General features: G+C 72.7%; 13 protein-coding genes. 11 read left to right on the forward strand and 2 right to left on the reverse strand.

Annotated elements, in window-relative coordinates; genetic code table 11:
* Positions 1 to 5: 5 nt before the first annotated feature.
* Together AB0J80_RS21920 and AB0J80_RS21925 are read right to left on the reverse strand one after the other, a co-directional pair.
* Positions 6 to 356: an STAS domain-containing protein gene (locus AB0J80_RS21920; RefSeq protein ID WP_364707705.1), complete on the reverse strand. Its 351-nt coding sequence runs from the start codon at positions 354 to 356 to the stop codon at positions 6 to 8.
* Positions 356 to 1579: a PP2C family protein-serine/threonine phosphatase gene (locus AB0J80_RS21925; RefSeq protein WP_364707707.1), complete on the reverse strand. Its 1224-nt coding sequence runs from the start codon at positions 1577 to 1579 to the stop codon at positions 356 to 358. Before AB0J80_RS21925 ends, AB0J80_RS21920 begins: the two co-directional genes overlap by 1 nt.
* A 68-nt stretch (positions 1580 to 1647) precedes the next feature.
* On the opposite strand from AB0J80_RS21925, the gene AB0J80_RS21930 reads away from it, so the two are divergent.
* The 11 genes from AB0J80_RS21930 (at position 1648) to AB0J80_RS21980 (ending at position 13290) form a co-directional block, all read left to right on the forward strand.
* The gene (locus tag AB0J80_RS21930; protein WP_364707710.1) at positions 1648 to 3138 is read left to right on the forward strand and encodes a serine/threonine-protein kinase; all 1491 of its coding nucleotides are present in this window, start codon (positions 1648 to 1650) and stop codon (positions 3136 to 3138) included.
* A 173-nt stretch (positions 3139 to 3311) separates the two neighbouring features.
* Entirely contained in the window at positions 3312 to 4448 is a 1137-nt protein-coding gene (locus tag AB0J80_RS21935) for an inositol-3-phosphate synthase (protein WP_364707712.1), read from the forward strand.
* Complete coding sequence (locus AB0J80_RS21940) at positions 4445 to 5293, forward strand: SCO3242 family prenyltransferase (protein ID WP_364707715.1); 849 nt, start codon at positions 4445 to 4447, stop codon at positions 5291 to 5293. The genes AB0J80_RS21935 and AB0J80_RS21940 overlap by 4 nt, the downstream gene beginning before the upstream one ends.
* Positions 5290 to 6135, forward strand: a complete 846-nt coding sequence (locus AB0J80_RS21945) for a sugar phosphate isomerase/epimerase family protein (protein ID WP_364707717.1) — start codon at positions 5290 to 5292, stop codon at positions 6133 to 6135. The genes AB0J80_RS21940 and AB0J80_RS21945 overlap by 4 nt, the downstream gene beginning before the upstream one ends.
* Entirely contained in the window at positions 6132 to 6728 is a 597-nt protein-coding gene (locus AB0J80_RS21950; protein WP_364707718.1) for an EboA domain-containing protein, read from the forward strand. The genes AB0J80_RS21945 and AB0J80_RS21950 overlap by 4 nt, the downstream gene beginning before the upstream one ends.
* Positions 6728 to 7576, forward strand: coding sequence for a TatD family hydrolase (locus AB0J80_RS21955; RefSeq protein WP_364707720.1), 849 nt, complete (start codon positions 6728 to 6730; stop codon positions 7574 to 7576). The genes AB0J80_RS21950 and AB0J80_RS21955 overlap by 1 nt, the downstream gene beginning before the upstream one ends.
* A complete protein-coding gene (gene eboE / locus AB0J80_RS21960; protein WP_364707722.1) occupies positions 7576 to 8727 on the forward strand; it encodes a metabolite traffic protein EboE in 1152 nt (383 codons plus the stop codon). The genes AB0J80_RS21955 and eboE overlap by 1 nt, the downstream gene beginning before the upstream one ends.
* Entirely contained in the window at positions 8724 to 10094 is a 1371-nt protein-coding gene (locus AB0J80_RS21965; RefSeq protein ID WP_364707724.1) for a nucleotide pyrophosphatase/phosphodiesterase family protein, read from the forward strand. The genes eboE and AB0J80_RS21965 overlap by 4 nt, the downstream gene beginning before the upstream one ends.
* Complete coding sequence (locus tag AB0J80_RS21970; protein ID WP_364707726.1) at positions 10091 to 11161, forward strand: polyprenyl synthetase family protein; 1071 nt, start codon at positions 10091 to 10093, stop codon at positions 11159 to 11161. Before AB0J80_RS21965 ends, AB0J80_RS21970 begins: the two co-directional genes overlap by 4 nt.
* A gap of 43 nt (positions 11162 to 11204) precedes the next feature.
* Positions 11205 to 12362, forward strand: coding sequence for an LCP family protein (locus tag AB0J80_RS21975; RefSeq protein ID WP_364707729.1), 1158 nt, complete (start codon positions 11205 to 11207; stop codon positions 12360 to 12362).
* A gap of 40 nt (positions 12363 to 12402) precedes the next feature.
* Entirely contained in the window at positions 12403 to 13290 is an 888-nt protein-coding gene (locus AB0J80_RS21980) for a hypothetical protein (protein ID WP_364707732.1), read from the forward strand.
* The last annotated feature ends 1427 nt before the right edge of the window (positions 13291 to 14717 follow it).

Genomic DNA, 14717 nt, shown 5'->3' on the forward strand with positions numbered 1-14717 from the left:
GGTGGCTAAGCCGGCAGCTCCAGCGCCGTCTTCACGGTGGCGGTGACGGTCAGGTACCCGTCCAGGTTGGTCACGTCGAGAACGTACCGGATGCCGGTCTGCGGCGCTGCCAGCCGGAACCATCCGCCGCGGGCCGTCAGGCGCCGGTGGGTGTCGACGAACAGGCTGAGGCCCGCGGAGTCGCAGAAGGCCACGTTCGTGAGGTCGGCGACGAGTTGGTTGCTTCCGTCCTCGAGGGCCTCTTCGATCGCCGTGAGCAGCATCGGCGCGGTGTCGTGGTCCAGGTCGCCGGAGATGCAGAGCACCCGGACGCCGTCTGCCGGGTCGTGGGTGGTGACGCTGAGTGTGTCGGGCATCATCCCGCCTGGTCGTCCGCTCGTGAGGTCGGTGGCACGGTCCGCTTCGCGGCGGCCGCCGACCATTCCACCAGGAGCAGGGTGAGGTCGTCGGCCGGGGGGCCCGCCTGGTGTTCCAGGACCGTGTGGGACAGGCGGCGCAGCGTCTCGGGCAGGGGGAGGCCGTCGTTGGCGTGGTGCTCCACGGAGTCGGCGAGGCGCTGGACGCCGAACTGTTCGCCGGCTGTGTTGCGGGCCTCGGTCACCCCGTCCGTGTACAGCAGGAGGCGGTCGCCGGGGGTCAGGCGGGTCTCGCCGTACGTGCTTCTCGGGTCCTCGATGCCCAGGGGCGTGCGGCGTCCGGCGGTCAGGGTCTCGACGACCTTGCCGGCGCGGAGGACGAGCGGCGGGGGGTGGCCGGCGTTCAGGTAGCGCAGGACGCCGGTGTCGAGGTCGAGCTCGGCGAGGATCGCCGTGGCGAAACGTGCGTCCGGGAACTGGCGCAGCAGTTCCTCGTCGGCGGCGCGGGCCTGGTCGAGCAGGTCCCCGCCCGCTCGGCGGGTGGCGCGGATGTAGGACAGGACGACGGCGGCGGCTAGTCCTGCGCGGAGCCGGCGGCCGGCGGCGTCGAGGACGACGAACTGGGGCCGCCTCGCATCCACCGCGTAGTCGTAGGCGTCGCCGCCCACGTCGTAGGTGGGTTCGAGGACGGCCGCCACGGCGAAGTCGGCGACGCTGACCGTCAGTGGGGGCAGCAGCTGCCAGAGCAGCTCCGCGCCGGGCGTCATCGGCCGGGTGCGGCGGGCCAGGTCCAGGTGGTCGCCGCGGGGGGTGGTGGTCGTGATGAGGTGACCGACCAGGCCGGCGAGGGTCTCGCAGGCGCGGGCCAGCCGCTCGTCCTGGCGGGCGCCGGGCGGGAGTCGCACGTCCAGGACGCCCAGACGGTCCGTGCCGTTGACCATGGGGGCCCAGCGGCGGTCGTCGCCGGGCATCGACTCGACCAGGGCGAATGCCCGGCCGGCGTCGGTGCCGTCGATGGGCTCGGGCGCGGGCGTGGGCCGGCCGGGCACGGCGAGGGGTCGCAGGGACCGCTGTTCCGGGTCGACCAGGTAAGCGGTCATCTCCAGGCCCGAGCCGGCGGCGGCTCCGGCGAGGATGCCGGCGAGGTCCTCGGGGCGCCACAGGTGGGAGCGGTCGAGCAGCTCCTGGACGATTCCCCACCACTGGCCGCCCTCGATGTCCATGCGATCACCCTACGTCGCGGCGGGGCCGGAAAGGTTTCTCCTGCGGTTCCGCCGGGCACTGGGCCGCCGTGGATCTCCGCTACGAGCTGCGCGAACGGATCGGTGTGGGCGGCATGTCGGTCGTCTGGCGCGCGCACGACGAGGTGCTCGGGCGGGACGTGGCGATCAAGGTGCTGTCCGCGGCGGCGGCCCCGGACCCGGCGCAGCTCGGCCGGATCCGCCTGGAGGCTCGGGCTGCGGCGGGGCTGCGGCATCCGCACATCGTCGACGTGTACGACTACGGCGAGACTCCGGGCGAGCCGCCGCTGCCGTACGTGGTCATGGAGCTCGTCGAGGGCCGCACGCTGGCCGACCTCATCGCGCAGGACGGGCTGCCCTGGCGGACCGCGGTGCCCATCTGTGCCCAGGTCGCGGCCGCGCTCGCCGCTGCCCACGCCCGCGGGGTGGTGCACCGCGACGTCAAGCCCGGGAACGTGATGGTGACGGCGACGGGGGCGAAGCTGCTGGACTTCGGCATCTCGGCCGCGGCGGGTGCGGCCGACGAGACCGACGGCGAGGTGCTGGGCACGCCCGCGTACCTCGCGCCGGAGCGGCTCGACGGCGGCCCGGTGCGTCCGGCGACCGACGTCTACGGCCTCGGCCTGCTGCTCTACCGGGCGCTGGCGGGCCGGATGCCGTGGCAGGCGGGGACGGTGACGGAGATGGTCCGCGCCCATCTCTACGCCGAGCCGGGTCCGTTGCCGCCGATCGACGGGTTGCCGTCCCACGTGGCCGAGTTGTGCCGTCGCTGCCTGCAGAAGGATCCGCGGAAGCGGCCGAGCGCCGCGGAGGCGGCGGAGGTGCTGGCGGAGGCGGCCGGCCTGACGCCGTTGCCGGTGCCGGCGGCGGGAGCGGACACCGTGCCGATCCGCCGGCCGCTGCGGTGGCGCCGGCTGGTGGGCGCGGCCGCCGCGGTCGTCGCCGTGGGTGCCGCGGCCCTGTTCTGGTCGGTGCAAGGTCCTGATCCGGTACGCGGGGGAGCCACCCCCGCCGCCGCGGCCGCGGAACCGACCGTCGCCGCCGGGGCACCCGCACAGCCCCGCTGCGCCGTGCGGTACACGGTCCGTGGCACGACCGGCGGCCGGTTGGCCAACGCGGTGGCGGTGGTGAACACGGGACGGACTGCTTTCGCCGACTGGCGCCTCACCTTCGCCCTGCCGTCCGGCCAGCGCCTGGTCCGCGCCTGGGACGACCGCTGGCGGCAGCAGGGCGGCAAGGCGCAGGTCCGGGGAGCGGTGCTCGCGCCCGGGGCGACCGCCACCACGGGCTTCGACGCGGCGTACGACAAGGATGCCGCCACGTTCCCCTCTCGCTTCGAGGTGAACGGGGTCGCCTGTGAGCCGATCCTCGCCGCCGTCACGCCGACTCCGGGCAGCACCGCGCGGCCCGCGCCGGCTCCCAAGGCCGCGGCCGGGAACTCCGGTAAGGGCAGCGCCGAGAAGAAGAGCAAGAGCGGGGGGAAGGGCAAGGCGAAGGGAAAGGCCAAGAACAAGGGCAAGGGGAAGAGCGGTAAGGGCTGACCACCCCACTTTCGTACGGTTGAAGGAAAGTTTCTCCACCGCACAGAGAAGTTTCTCGATATCGAGGGTTTCCTTTGTCCCAGGCGCTGGGTTAGCGTCGCTTCACGTAACACGGGTGATACGTCGTGTTATCGCGAGGCGCGTCTATGTCCGCCCCTGGGGAGGGATGCCGCATGCGTACCGGAATCTGGCTGATCGGCGCACGCGGCTCCGTCGCCGTCACCACGCTCGTCGGCGCCGCCGCGTTGCGCGCCCGCCTCGTCGAACCGGCCGGCTGCGTCACCGAGCTGCCGCAGTTGCGTGGTGCGCCCCTGCCCGCGTGGAGCGACCTCGTCTTCGGCGGCCACGACATCGCCGCGCTGCCGCTGCTCAAGAAGGCGGAGACGCTCGCCGCCGCCGGTGTCGTGCCCGGGCGGCTCGTCGCCGCCCTCGCCGACGAGCTGGGAGCCGGCGAGCAGGAGCTGCGGCCCCTGCCGGCCGGCGACACGCAGGCGGACACGGCCCGGCGTATCAGCAGGGACCTGCGCGACTTCCGGCAGCGTCACCGGCTGGAACGGGTGGTGGTGCTCAACGTCGCCACCACCGAGGCGGCCGTCGCGCCGCATCCCGCACACGCCTCCCTGGCGGCGTTGCGGGAGGCGCTCGAGGGCCGGGAACCCGTGGTGCCGCCCAGTGCGCTGGCCGCGTACGCCGCGTTCGAGGCCGGATGCGCCTTCGTGGACTTCACCCCGTCGACCGGTGCCCGGCTACCCGCCCTCGCCGAGCTGGCCGAGCGGGCCGGCGTCCCGTACGCGGGCAACGACGGCAAGACGGGCGAGACCCTGGTGAAGTCGGTCCTCGCGCCGATGTTCGCGCTGCGCAACCTGCGTGTGACGAGCTGGTCGGGGCTGAACCTGCTCGGCGGCGGTGACGGCGCCAACCTCGCCGACCCGGGCGCGAACGCCGCCAAGGTCGCCAGCAAGCAGCGGGTCCTCGGCGACGCGCTCGGCTACGAGCCCGAGGGGACCAGCCGCATCGAGTACGTCGCGGAGATCGGTGACTTCAAGACCGCCTGGGACCTGGTCACGTTCTCCGGTTTCCTCGGCACCGGCATGCGCCTCGAGTTCACCTGGCACGGCTGCGACTCCGCGCTCGCCGCACCGCTGGTGCTGGACCTGGCCCGGCTGACCGCCGCCGCGCACCGCGCCGGGCGCAGCGGCCCGCTTCCCGAGCTCGGCTTCTTCTTCAAGGACCCGCTCGGCGACGGCCCGTCCGCCCTCGCCGCGCAGTGGGAGGCCCTCGCCGGTTTCGTCGCCGGGCTGCACCGATGAAAGCGCCGCTGCGGACCTTCGCCGAGCTCGTCCGCGCGCCCGCCGCCCTGTCGGTGCCCGGCGACGTGGTGGCGGGAGCCGCCGCGGCCGGCACGCTGGGTGCCCGCAGCGCGGGGCTCGCGGCCGCCTCGGTCTGCCTCTACTGGGCGGGGATGGCCGCCAACGACTGGGCCGACCGCGACCTCGACGCCGTGGAACGCCCCGAGCGGCCCATCCCGTCCGGCCGGGTGACGGCACCCGCCGCGCTGGGTGTCGCCGCCGGGCTCACCGCAGCGGGCCTCGCCGTCGCCGGCCGTACGGGTGGGACGCGTGCCCTCGCCGTGGCCGTGCCGCTGGCCGCGGCCGTGTGGGCGTACGACCTGCGGCTCAAGAACACCGCTGCCGGGCCGGCCGGGATGGCTGCCTGCCGCGCGCTCGACGTGTTGCTCGGCGCGAGCCCCGGCAACCCCGTCCGTGCGCTGCCGGCCGCCACGGCGATCGGGCTGCACACGTACGCCGTCACCGCGCTGTCGCGGCATGAGGTGGCCGGCAGTCCCGCACCGACGCTGCCCGTGGCGACGCTGGCCACCACGGCCGGGCTCGCCGGAGCCGTGGCCGCTCGTGGCGGTGCCCCGGCCGCCGTGCTCGCCGCGCAGTACGCCACCGGGTTCGGCCGCGCGCAGGCCGCCCTCTTCTCCGACCCCTCCGCGGGGCGGGTGCGAAGCGCCGTCGGGGCCGGGATCACGGCACTGCCGGCCCTGCAGGGCGCCCTGACCGCCCGAGCCGGCCGGGCCCTCGCCGGGCTCGCCGTCGCCGCGGCCGTGCCGATCGGCCGGCTGCTCGCCCGCAAGGTGTCGCCCACATGAGCACCCTTCGGTACGGCTACGGCACCAACGGGTTCGCGAACCACCGGCTCGCCGAGGCCATCGCGGTCATCGCCGACCTCGGCTACTGCGGCCTGGCCCTGACCCTCGACCACGACCACCTCGACCCGTTCGCCCCCGGCCTGGCCCGCGATGTCGCCGCGGTCGCCGACCTGCTGCGCGACCGCCACCTCGGCGTGGTGGTCGAGACCGGCGCCCGCTACTTGCTCGACCCGTGGCGCAAGCACGCGCCCACGCTGCTGCACGACGACCGCAAGCTGCGGCTCGACTTCCTGCGCCGGGCCGTCGCCGTCGCCGCCGACCTGGGCGCGGAGGCGGTGTCGTTCTGGGCCGGCGTACGCCCGCCCGAGGTCGACGAGCGCACCGCGTGGCGCCGCCTGGTCGACGGCTGCGCCGAGATCACCGACGTCGCGGCGATGCTCGGGGTGCCGGTCGGGTTCGAGCCGGAGCCCGGGATGCTCGTGGAGGACCTGGCCGGATGGCACCGGCTACGCGCGGACCTGGGCGACCCGGCCGCGTTCGGGCTCACCCTCGACATCGGTCACTGCCGCTGCCTCGAGCCGGACCCCGTGCCGCAGTGCGTGGCGGACGCGGCGCCGTACCTGGTCAACGTGCAGATCGACGACATGCGACGGGGCGTGCACGAGCACCTCGAGCTCGGCACCGGCGAGATCGACTTCCCGCCCGTGCTGCGGGCCCTGATCGACGGCGGATACCGCGGCCTGGTCGCCGTCGAGCTGCCCCGGCACTCCCATGCGGCGCCGGCCGTCGCCCGGGCATCCCTCGCGTACCTGCGGGCCGCCGAGGAGGAGGCACAGCCGTGACCCTCGAGGAGCTGCGCGCCGTGGTTGCCGGCGTACCGGAGAAAGCGTGGCTGGACGACGCGGAGGCCCGCGTGCGCGCCGACCCGGACACCGTCGCTCCGCTCTTCGCCCGCGCCGGGCGCAAGCTGGGCCGACAGCCGCTGCCGGACCGTCCGGGATGGACCGCCGGGCAGGCCGGACGGGTACTGCTGCTGGCCGCGCTCGCCGACCCCGGACGGATCGCGGAGCTCTACTGGTACGGCGACGCCGCCGAACGCCTGGCGGTGCTGCACGCGCTGCCGCTGCTGGAGCTGGGCGACGCTGGGGTGCCGCTGGCGGAGGACGCGCTGCGCACCAACGACCCACGGCTCGTCGCGGCGGCGCTCGGGCCGTACGCCGTGCACCTCGACGCGAGCACCTGGCGCCAGGGCGTGGTCAAGTGCGTGTTCATGGGGATCCCGCTCAGCGTCGTGGACCGCCTCGACGACCGCGCCGACGCCGAGCTGACGGCCATGCTCTCCGCCCTGGCCCGCGAGCGCGCCGCTGCCGGTCGCCGCATGCCGGCCGACGCCCTCGCGCTGCTCAACCGGCACCTGCTGCGCAAGGAGGACTGATGCGCGTCTTCGACCCGCACATCCACATGACCTCACGGACCACCGACGACTACCGCCGGATGGCCGAGCACGGCGTTCAGGCGGTCGTCGAGCCCGCCTTCTGGCTGGGGCAGCCCCGCACGAACCCCGGCTCGTTCGCCGACTACTTCGACTCGCTGCTCGGCTGGGAGCCGTACCGGGCGTCGCAGTTCGGCATCCGGCACCACGCCACCCTGGCGCTGAACCCCAAGGAGGCGAACGACCCGCGCTGCAAGGGCGTGCTCGACCTGCTGCCGCGCTACCTGGACAAGGACGGCGTGGTCGCGGTCGGCGAGATCGGCTACGACTCGATGACGCCGGCCGAGGACGAGGCCTTCGCCGCCCAGCTCGACCTGGCTCTGGAGTACGAGCTGCCGGCGCTCGTGCACACCCCGCACCGCGACAAGGCGGCGGGCACGAAGCGCACCCTGGACGTCGTGGCGGCGTCCGGCATCGAACCGGGCCGCGTCGCCGTCGACCACCTCAACGAAATCACCGTTGCCCTGGTCCGCGACACCGGCTGCTGGCTGGGGTTCTCCATCTATCCGGAGACGAAGATGTCGCCGCCGCGGATGGTCGAGATCCTGAAACGGTACGGGACCGAGCGGGTGCTGGTGAACTCCGCCGCCGACTGGGGACACTCCGATCCGCTGCTGACCGTCGTCACCGGGCAGGCCATGCTCGACGCGGGATTCACCGCCGACGACGTCGACCGCGTCCTGTGGCGCAACCCGGTCGAGTTCTACGCCCAGTCCGGGCGCCTCGACCTGGCTCCGGTCACCCCCGGCGCCGCGTACGCGGGAAGCTCGATAGCCCGGGGAGGCAGCTGATGCGCCTGCGGCACCGCGACGGGCAGACCGTGCACCTGTCGTACTGCACCAACGTCCACGCCGGGGAGAGCCTCGAGCAGATCCTCGAGCAGCTGGACACGTACGCCGTGCCGATCCGGGAGCGGCTCGGCACCGACGTGCTGGGGCTGGGGCTGTGGCTGGCCGCGCCGGTGGCCGCCGGGCTGGCCTCCGACGTCGCCGACCGGCAGCGGCTGCGCAAGGCCCTGGTGGCGCGCGGGCTCGAGGTGGTGACGCTCAACGGGTTCCCGTACCAGGCGTTCCAGGCGCCCGTGGTCAAGCACGCGGTCTATCAGCCGGACTGGACGACCGCGCACCGGTTGGCGTACACGTTGGACCTGGCCCGGATCCTCAGCGACCTGATGCCGGCCGACGCGGCCCGGGGGTCGATCTCGACCCTGCCGCTCGCGTGGCGCGAGCCGTGGAACGCGGCGCGGGCGAGCGCCTGCCGGCGCGGCCTCGACGAGCTGGCCCGCGGCCTGCACCGGATGCCGCGGCCGATCCGCGTGGCGTTCGAGCCGGAGCCCGGCTGCATCATCGAGAACACCGCCGAGGCGGTCGCGCTGCTCGGCGAGGCCGACACGTCGGTGCTCGGCGTCTGCCTCGACCTGGCCCATCTCGCCTGTGCCTGGGAGGAACCCGCGCTCGCACTCGGCCGGCTGCGCGAGGCCGGGCTGCCGGTGGTCAAGACGCAGGTGTCCGCGGCACTGGCCAGCACCGACCCGAGACGCGACGCCGCCGTGCTGGGGGAGTACGTCGAGCCGCGCTTCCTGCACCAGACCCGCGGCCCGTTCGGCCTGTCCACCGACGACCTCGACGAGGCGCTGATGACCCCGGGCGGCGACGAGCAGCCGTGGCGCATCCACTACCACGTGCCGTTGCACGAGGCGCCGACGCCGCCGCTGCAGACGACGGTCGGTGTGCTCGTCACCGCGCTGCGGGAGCTGGTCAGCGGGGACACCGCCGAGTGCGACCACTTCGACGTCGAGACGTACACGTGGCATGTGCTGCCGCCGGCGTCCCGCCCGGACGGACCGGAGGCGCTCGCCTCCGGGATCGCCGCCGAACTGTTCTTCGCCCGGGCCCAGCTGACCGCGCTGGGGCTCGCGAGCTCACAGGGGGTGTCGTCATGAAACCCGTGGTGGTCCTCGACGTCGTCGGCCTCACGCCGCGGCTGCTGCCGCACATGCCCCGGCTGTCCCGGCTCGCCGGCCTCGGCTTCCAGGCCCCGCTCGGCACCGTGCTGCCCGCGGTGACGTGCTCGGTGCAGTCGACGTTCCTGACCGGCACACTGCCCGCCGGGCACGGCATCGTCGGCAACGGCTGGTACTTCCGGGACCTCGGCGAGGTGTTCCTGTGGCGTCAGCACAACGCGCTGGTCCGCGGCGAGAAGGTCTGGGACGCGGCCCGCGCCCTGTCACCCGGCTACACAGTCGCGAACATCTGCTGGTGGTACGCCATGGGCGCCGAGGTCGACTGGACCGTCACGCCCCGGCCGATCTACCACGCCGACGGACGCAAGGACCCCGACTGCTACACGTACCCGCCGGGACTGCACGACGAGCTGCCCACGTTCCCGCTCTTCAGCTACTGGGGCGCGAACGCGGGGATCGCCTCGTCGGCGTGGATCTGCCGGACGGCCGAGCACATCATGGCCGCGCACGACCCGGACCTCACCCTGGTCTACGTGCCGCACCTCGACTACGACCTGCAACGGTACGGCCCGTCGTCGCGCCGGGCCGCCAGGGCGGCCGCCGAGCTGGACGCCACCCTCGGCCCGCTGCTCGCCGCGGCGGACGCCCGCGGCGCGACGATCGTGGCCCTCTCCGAGTACGGCATCACGGACGTCGCCCGCCCCGTCGACATCAACCGGCTCCTGCGCAGCGAGGGCCTGCTGCACGTCTACACGCAGGCCGGGATGGAGTACCTCGACCCGTGGACGTCACGTGCCTTCGCCGTCGCCGACCACCAGGTGGCCCACGTGTACGTGGCCTCACCGGACGACATCCCCGCGGTCGCCAAGCTCTGCGAGGGCCTGCCGGGCGTCGCCGAGGTGCTGGACCGGCCGGGACAGGCCGCGTACGGGCTCGATCACGAACGCTCCGGCGAGTTGGTCCTCGTCGCCGAGCCGGACGCCTGGTTCACCTACTACTACTGGCTGGACGACGCATCGGCACCCGACTTCGCCCGCCTGGTCGAGATCCACCGCAAACCCGGCTACGACCCCGCCGAGCTGTTCTTCGACCCCGCCGGGCCGGGCGCCGCCAAGGGCCGGGCAGCGCTGGCGCTGCTGCGCAAGAAGCTCGGCATGCGCTACACGATGAACGTCGTCGGCCTGGACGCGGGAGCGCGCGCGGTCCGCGGCTCGCACGGGCGCCTGCCCACCGACCCGCAGGATGCGCCGGTGCTGCTCTGCTCCGACGCCTCGGCGGCCCGCGCCTCGATCGCCGCCATCGAGGTGAAGGGACTGCTGCTCGAGCTGGCGGGGCTGGGCTCATGACCGTCGACATGGCCCCCGAGACCGACGCGGCCGGGCTGGCGCGGCGGTGCGAGTCGGCGCTGATCGCGTACCTGGACCGCCAGCGGCCGCACTGGCCGGACGGCACCCCGCGCGGCGTGCTCGACGCGGTCCGCCGGTTCGTGCTGGCCGACGGCAAACGGCTGCGCCCGATGTTCTGCTACTGGGGCTGGCGCGGCGCCGGCCAGCCCGACGGCCAGCCCATCGTGGCGGCCGCCGCGGCGCTCGAGCTGTTCCACGCCTTCGCCCTCATCCACGACGACATCATGGACGGCAGCAGCCTGCGCCGCGGGCAGCCGACCGTGCACCGCCACTTCGCCGAGCTGCACACCCGCCACTCCTGGCGAGGCGAAGCCGTCCGGTACGGCCACAGCGCCGCCCTGCTCTGCGGCGACCTCTGCGCGGCCTGGGCCGACCACATGTTCCACGAGTCGGGGCTGCCGATCGAGTGGATCCATCGCGGGTACCGGCTGTTCACGGTCATGCGTACCGAGGTGATCGCGGGCCAATACCTGGACCTCGTCTCGGGCGTGGGCGACGGCTCGGTGGCGGGAGCGCTGACGGTGATCCGGATGAAGGCCGCCCGTTACACCGTCACGCGGCCGCTGCAGATCGGCGCGGGCCTGGCCGGGGCGTCCCCGCACCTGCAGGCGGCGCTGCAGGCTTTCGGCGACCCGCTCGGTGACGCCTTCCAGCTGCGCGACGACGTCCTCGGCGTGTTCGGCGACCCGGCCGTCACCGGCAAGCCGGTCATCGACGACCTGCGCGAGGGCAAGCCGACCGTGATGGTGGCGATGGCCCGTGACCGCGCCGGCCGGGCCCAGGGCGCCCGCATCCGGGAGCTCTTCGGCAACCCCGCCCTCGACGACGCCGGCGCCGAGGAGCTGCGCACGATCATCGAGGCGACGGGCGCGCGCGACGGCATCGAGGACCTCATCCACCGGCGCGCCGCCGCGGCCATGGCGGCTCTCGAGCAGGCACCGCTGACCCCGGACGCACGAACGGCCCTGGCCGCCCTCGCCTCGTCGGTGGTCTCGCGCCGCCGCTGAGATCACTGCAACGTTTCGAGGACCCGCCTCCGTCATGAAGGACATGAAGGGAATTCGGCGGCACCGCACGGCACGCTCACCGCGATGGGCGCGCTGGTGCCTCGTCCTCGGCGCCCTGCTCGTGCTGGGCAGCGGCACGGCGGTCGCCGGCACCCGCGTGCTGCTCGGCTCGGCCACCAAGACGGTGACGAAGCGCAACCTGCTGGGCACGATCCGGCCGCAGGTGAAACACGTCACCATCAAGGGGGCCAAGACCATCATCCTGGCCGGCCTCGACACCCGTCCCCGCCAGGATCCGAGCCAGCTCACGCGGTCCGACTCGATCATCCTGCTGCACATCCCGGCGAGCCACGACGCGGCCTACCTGATCTCCCTGCCCCGCGACACCCTCGTGCGCATCCCGCGCTTCGACAACGGCAAGGTCCCCTACGCCGGGGGCGAGAACAAGATCAATGCGGCTTTCGCGTACGGGAGCAGAGGCCTGACCGGAGACGCGGCCCTGACCGGCGGCTTCACCCTGCTCGCGAAGACGGTGCAGCAGCTGACCGGCATCACCCCGGACGCCGGCGCGATCATCGACTTCCAGGGTTTCCGCCACGTCGTCGACGTCCTCGGCAAGGTCTGCATGTATGTCGACGAGGACACCACCTCGATCCACATCGGCACCGACGACCGCACCGGCAAGCGCGCCGCGCCATACAAGATCAATCCCGACGGCACGGTCAACCACAGGATCAGGGGCGTGACGCCCAACATCTACCGCAAGGGCGACCACTGCTTCACCCCGGCCGAGGCCCTCGACTTCGTCCGCCAGCGCGACCTGCTCGCCAACGGCGACTACGACTACGGCCGCCAGCGCCACCAGCAGCAGTTCCTCAAGGCGGTCGTCAAGAACATCGTCGACAGCGGCCTGACCTCACCCACGAAGCTCCCCGGGCTGCTCAAGGCCCTCGGCAAGACGATGACCGTCGACGACGGCGGCATCCCCCTGCAGGACTGGGTCTTCGCCATGCGTTCGGTCCGTCCGGACGACCTCGTCACCATCAAGACCAACAACGGCACCTTCAACAGCCGTACGGTCCCCGGCGTCGGCAGCGCCGAGATCCTGAGCGACACGAGCAGGGAGCTGATGAAGGCGGTCAAGAACGACCGCGTGGACGAGTTCGTCCTCGCCCACCCCACCTGGGTCACCAAGAGCTGACCGGGGACGAGCCGGCCGGCCCGACCGGTAGGGTTCGGCCGTGAGTGCGACGTCGCCTCGTGTGCTGGCCTCGGGCCTCCGAGACGTGGTGGACGCTGTCGAAGAAGATCTCGGCCGGCCACCACGCCTGGTGGAGCTGCTGGAGATCCTGCGTGACGGCGCCCGGACGCTGCCGGAGGGCGCGTTGGCCGACGCCCACCCGGACGAGATCAAGAGCTTCGTCGAGCGTCCCCGCGCCCGTGCCCGCGACACGACCGTGGTCGGCGAGCTGAACGACAACGCGTACGCGGTCGCCGCGGCGGCGTTCCACCACTGGTGGCAGACGGGCTCCGGTGCGCCGATAAGCGCTGCCGACCTTGCCCCCGCGATCCTCGATGCGCTTCGCCACGTCGGATCCGCTCTGCTCGAACCGCCTGAGGTCGCCCGGCTCACCGCGATCACGGTCCAGCTCCGGCGTGCGAAGGCGCGGGCTCGCATCGCCGACATCCTGGCCGTGCCCACCGGGGACGCGGGCTACCACCTGGTCGTCCTCGTCTGCCGGAACAGGTTCGGTGCCGGCTTCGGGGTGATCGGCGGCCGGTACCCGCTGCGGACCCCTCCCGGTGACCTCGCCCCGGCGGCGACCGGCATCGTCCGATACAGCGACGAAGAGGCGATCGCATCCGGCCGATGGCGCATCGTCGGGGCTGACGAACGCCTGCTGCGCCGCTTTCCCGCCGAGCCGGAGATCTACCACCGGCCCCAACCGCCGATCCCCGGCGTGCCCCGGATCGGCGAGTTCGGGGCCGCGGAGACCCCCGCCGGCCGCCTGCGCGACTTGACCGCGGCAGAGGCGCGCATCATCGATCTCCAGGGATACCCGCAGGTCTCTCTGCACGAGCAGTTCGAAAGTCTGCTGGCCGATCTTTCTCACCGCCCCGGTGGCTAGCCCGCCGGCCCCGGATGAGCCTGCGTTTCGGCTCGTCAATGGTCGACCGGGCCGACGAGGCATTGCACTGTGCCCGGTCTGGGTGTCAAGGGCCCTGCCCCTGCCGGCCGCCGAACCGGGTTCGCTTCCGGTGCCGGTCCGGTCGCACCGGCCGCCTTCTGGATCCCGCGACTCGCCGAGACGGTCGCCTGTCTGGGCACACCATCAGCTCGTCGTACGGACTGTGGCTGCCAGGCCGGCGTGACCGCGCAATCCGGGCGGCAGAAGAGGAAGCCGCCACGCCGGACGTTGCTCACCCGGCTACGTTGTCGGACGTGCAGACTCCTGGCCTCGGCAGTGCTGGGCGAACAGCTTGCCGCTCCGTCCTCGTCGGCTATGACGACCCTGCGCACGATGACTTGCATGAGGCGATCGCATCTTCCTCGCACTCCACCGACCGGCGCGTCACCGATCCACGCCTACGACCGCGACGTCATGAACGCATTCCTGGCCGACGGCTACGACGAGTGGCGCGTCGAGGTTGAAGGTCGCACCATGTCCGATTCCTGGACGAACCGACTGTCAGCCGAAATTCCTATGGCTACCGTGTGTACCGCGTACTGACGAGGTGCACTGCGTCCGCCATATGCGGGATGAGCAGCCGGTAGCCCACACCCCGTCCACACGGCGGTCAACCCGGCTCGTGACTCACCGGCCCCTGACCGCGGCGGATGAAAGCGCCGGATCTCGTGGCTCCTCGCTGTTTTCGTCATGCCGAACATGCTGATCGTCCAGTCGGCCGCGAATCATTTCTCGATATGAAATATCCGCGGTCATCATCGTTGAGTCCGGGTGGCCGCCGGGACAATGGGGGGATGGTGCAGCTCGCATTGTTCCCCACGAAGAATCTGCGGGAACGCTCGCTGCGTCGTCATTATTCGCCGGCGGCCGAGAAGTTTCGACGCGAGCATGAGCGGCACCGCTCGTGGGGCTTGGTGCAACGTCATTCCCGGCGCTTGCGCCGGCTGCGCGAGGCCGCGGGTCAGTCCCCGGGCCCGCATCCCGGCCGTGACCTGTGCCTCGATGACCTGTGTTCTGGCGATCCCCGTCCTGGCGATCCCCGCCCCGGTGACCTTCATGCAGGGGCGCTGGTCAGGATGACGTATGCGGCTGATGCAACTGATCATCCCGAGCGGCCGGAAAGCCCCGCACCAGAGGACGATCTGAGGCCGGGCACCGTCCCTCAGAAGGGAAGAGCGCAAAGCAATAGCCGGGATGGTCGCCGGTCTCAGGCGTCGGCCACGAAACAGGCGCGGGCCGCCGGCCCGCCACGTCCCACCGGAAGCGACAGTCGCGGATTCTGCCGGGCATCCCGTGCGGCCGGAGAACGGGCGCGGTCGCAGTCTGCCCACCGCTTCCATGAGCCCGTATGTTGTGGCGAATCTCCA

The sequence above is a fragment of the Actinoplanes sp. NPDC049548 genome, assembly GCF_040676695.1.
Taxonomy (GTDB): domain Bacteria; phylum Actinomycetota; class Actinomycetes; order Mycobacteriales; family Micromonosporaceae; genus Actinoplanes.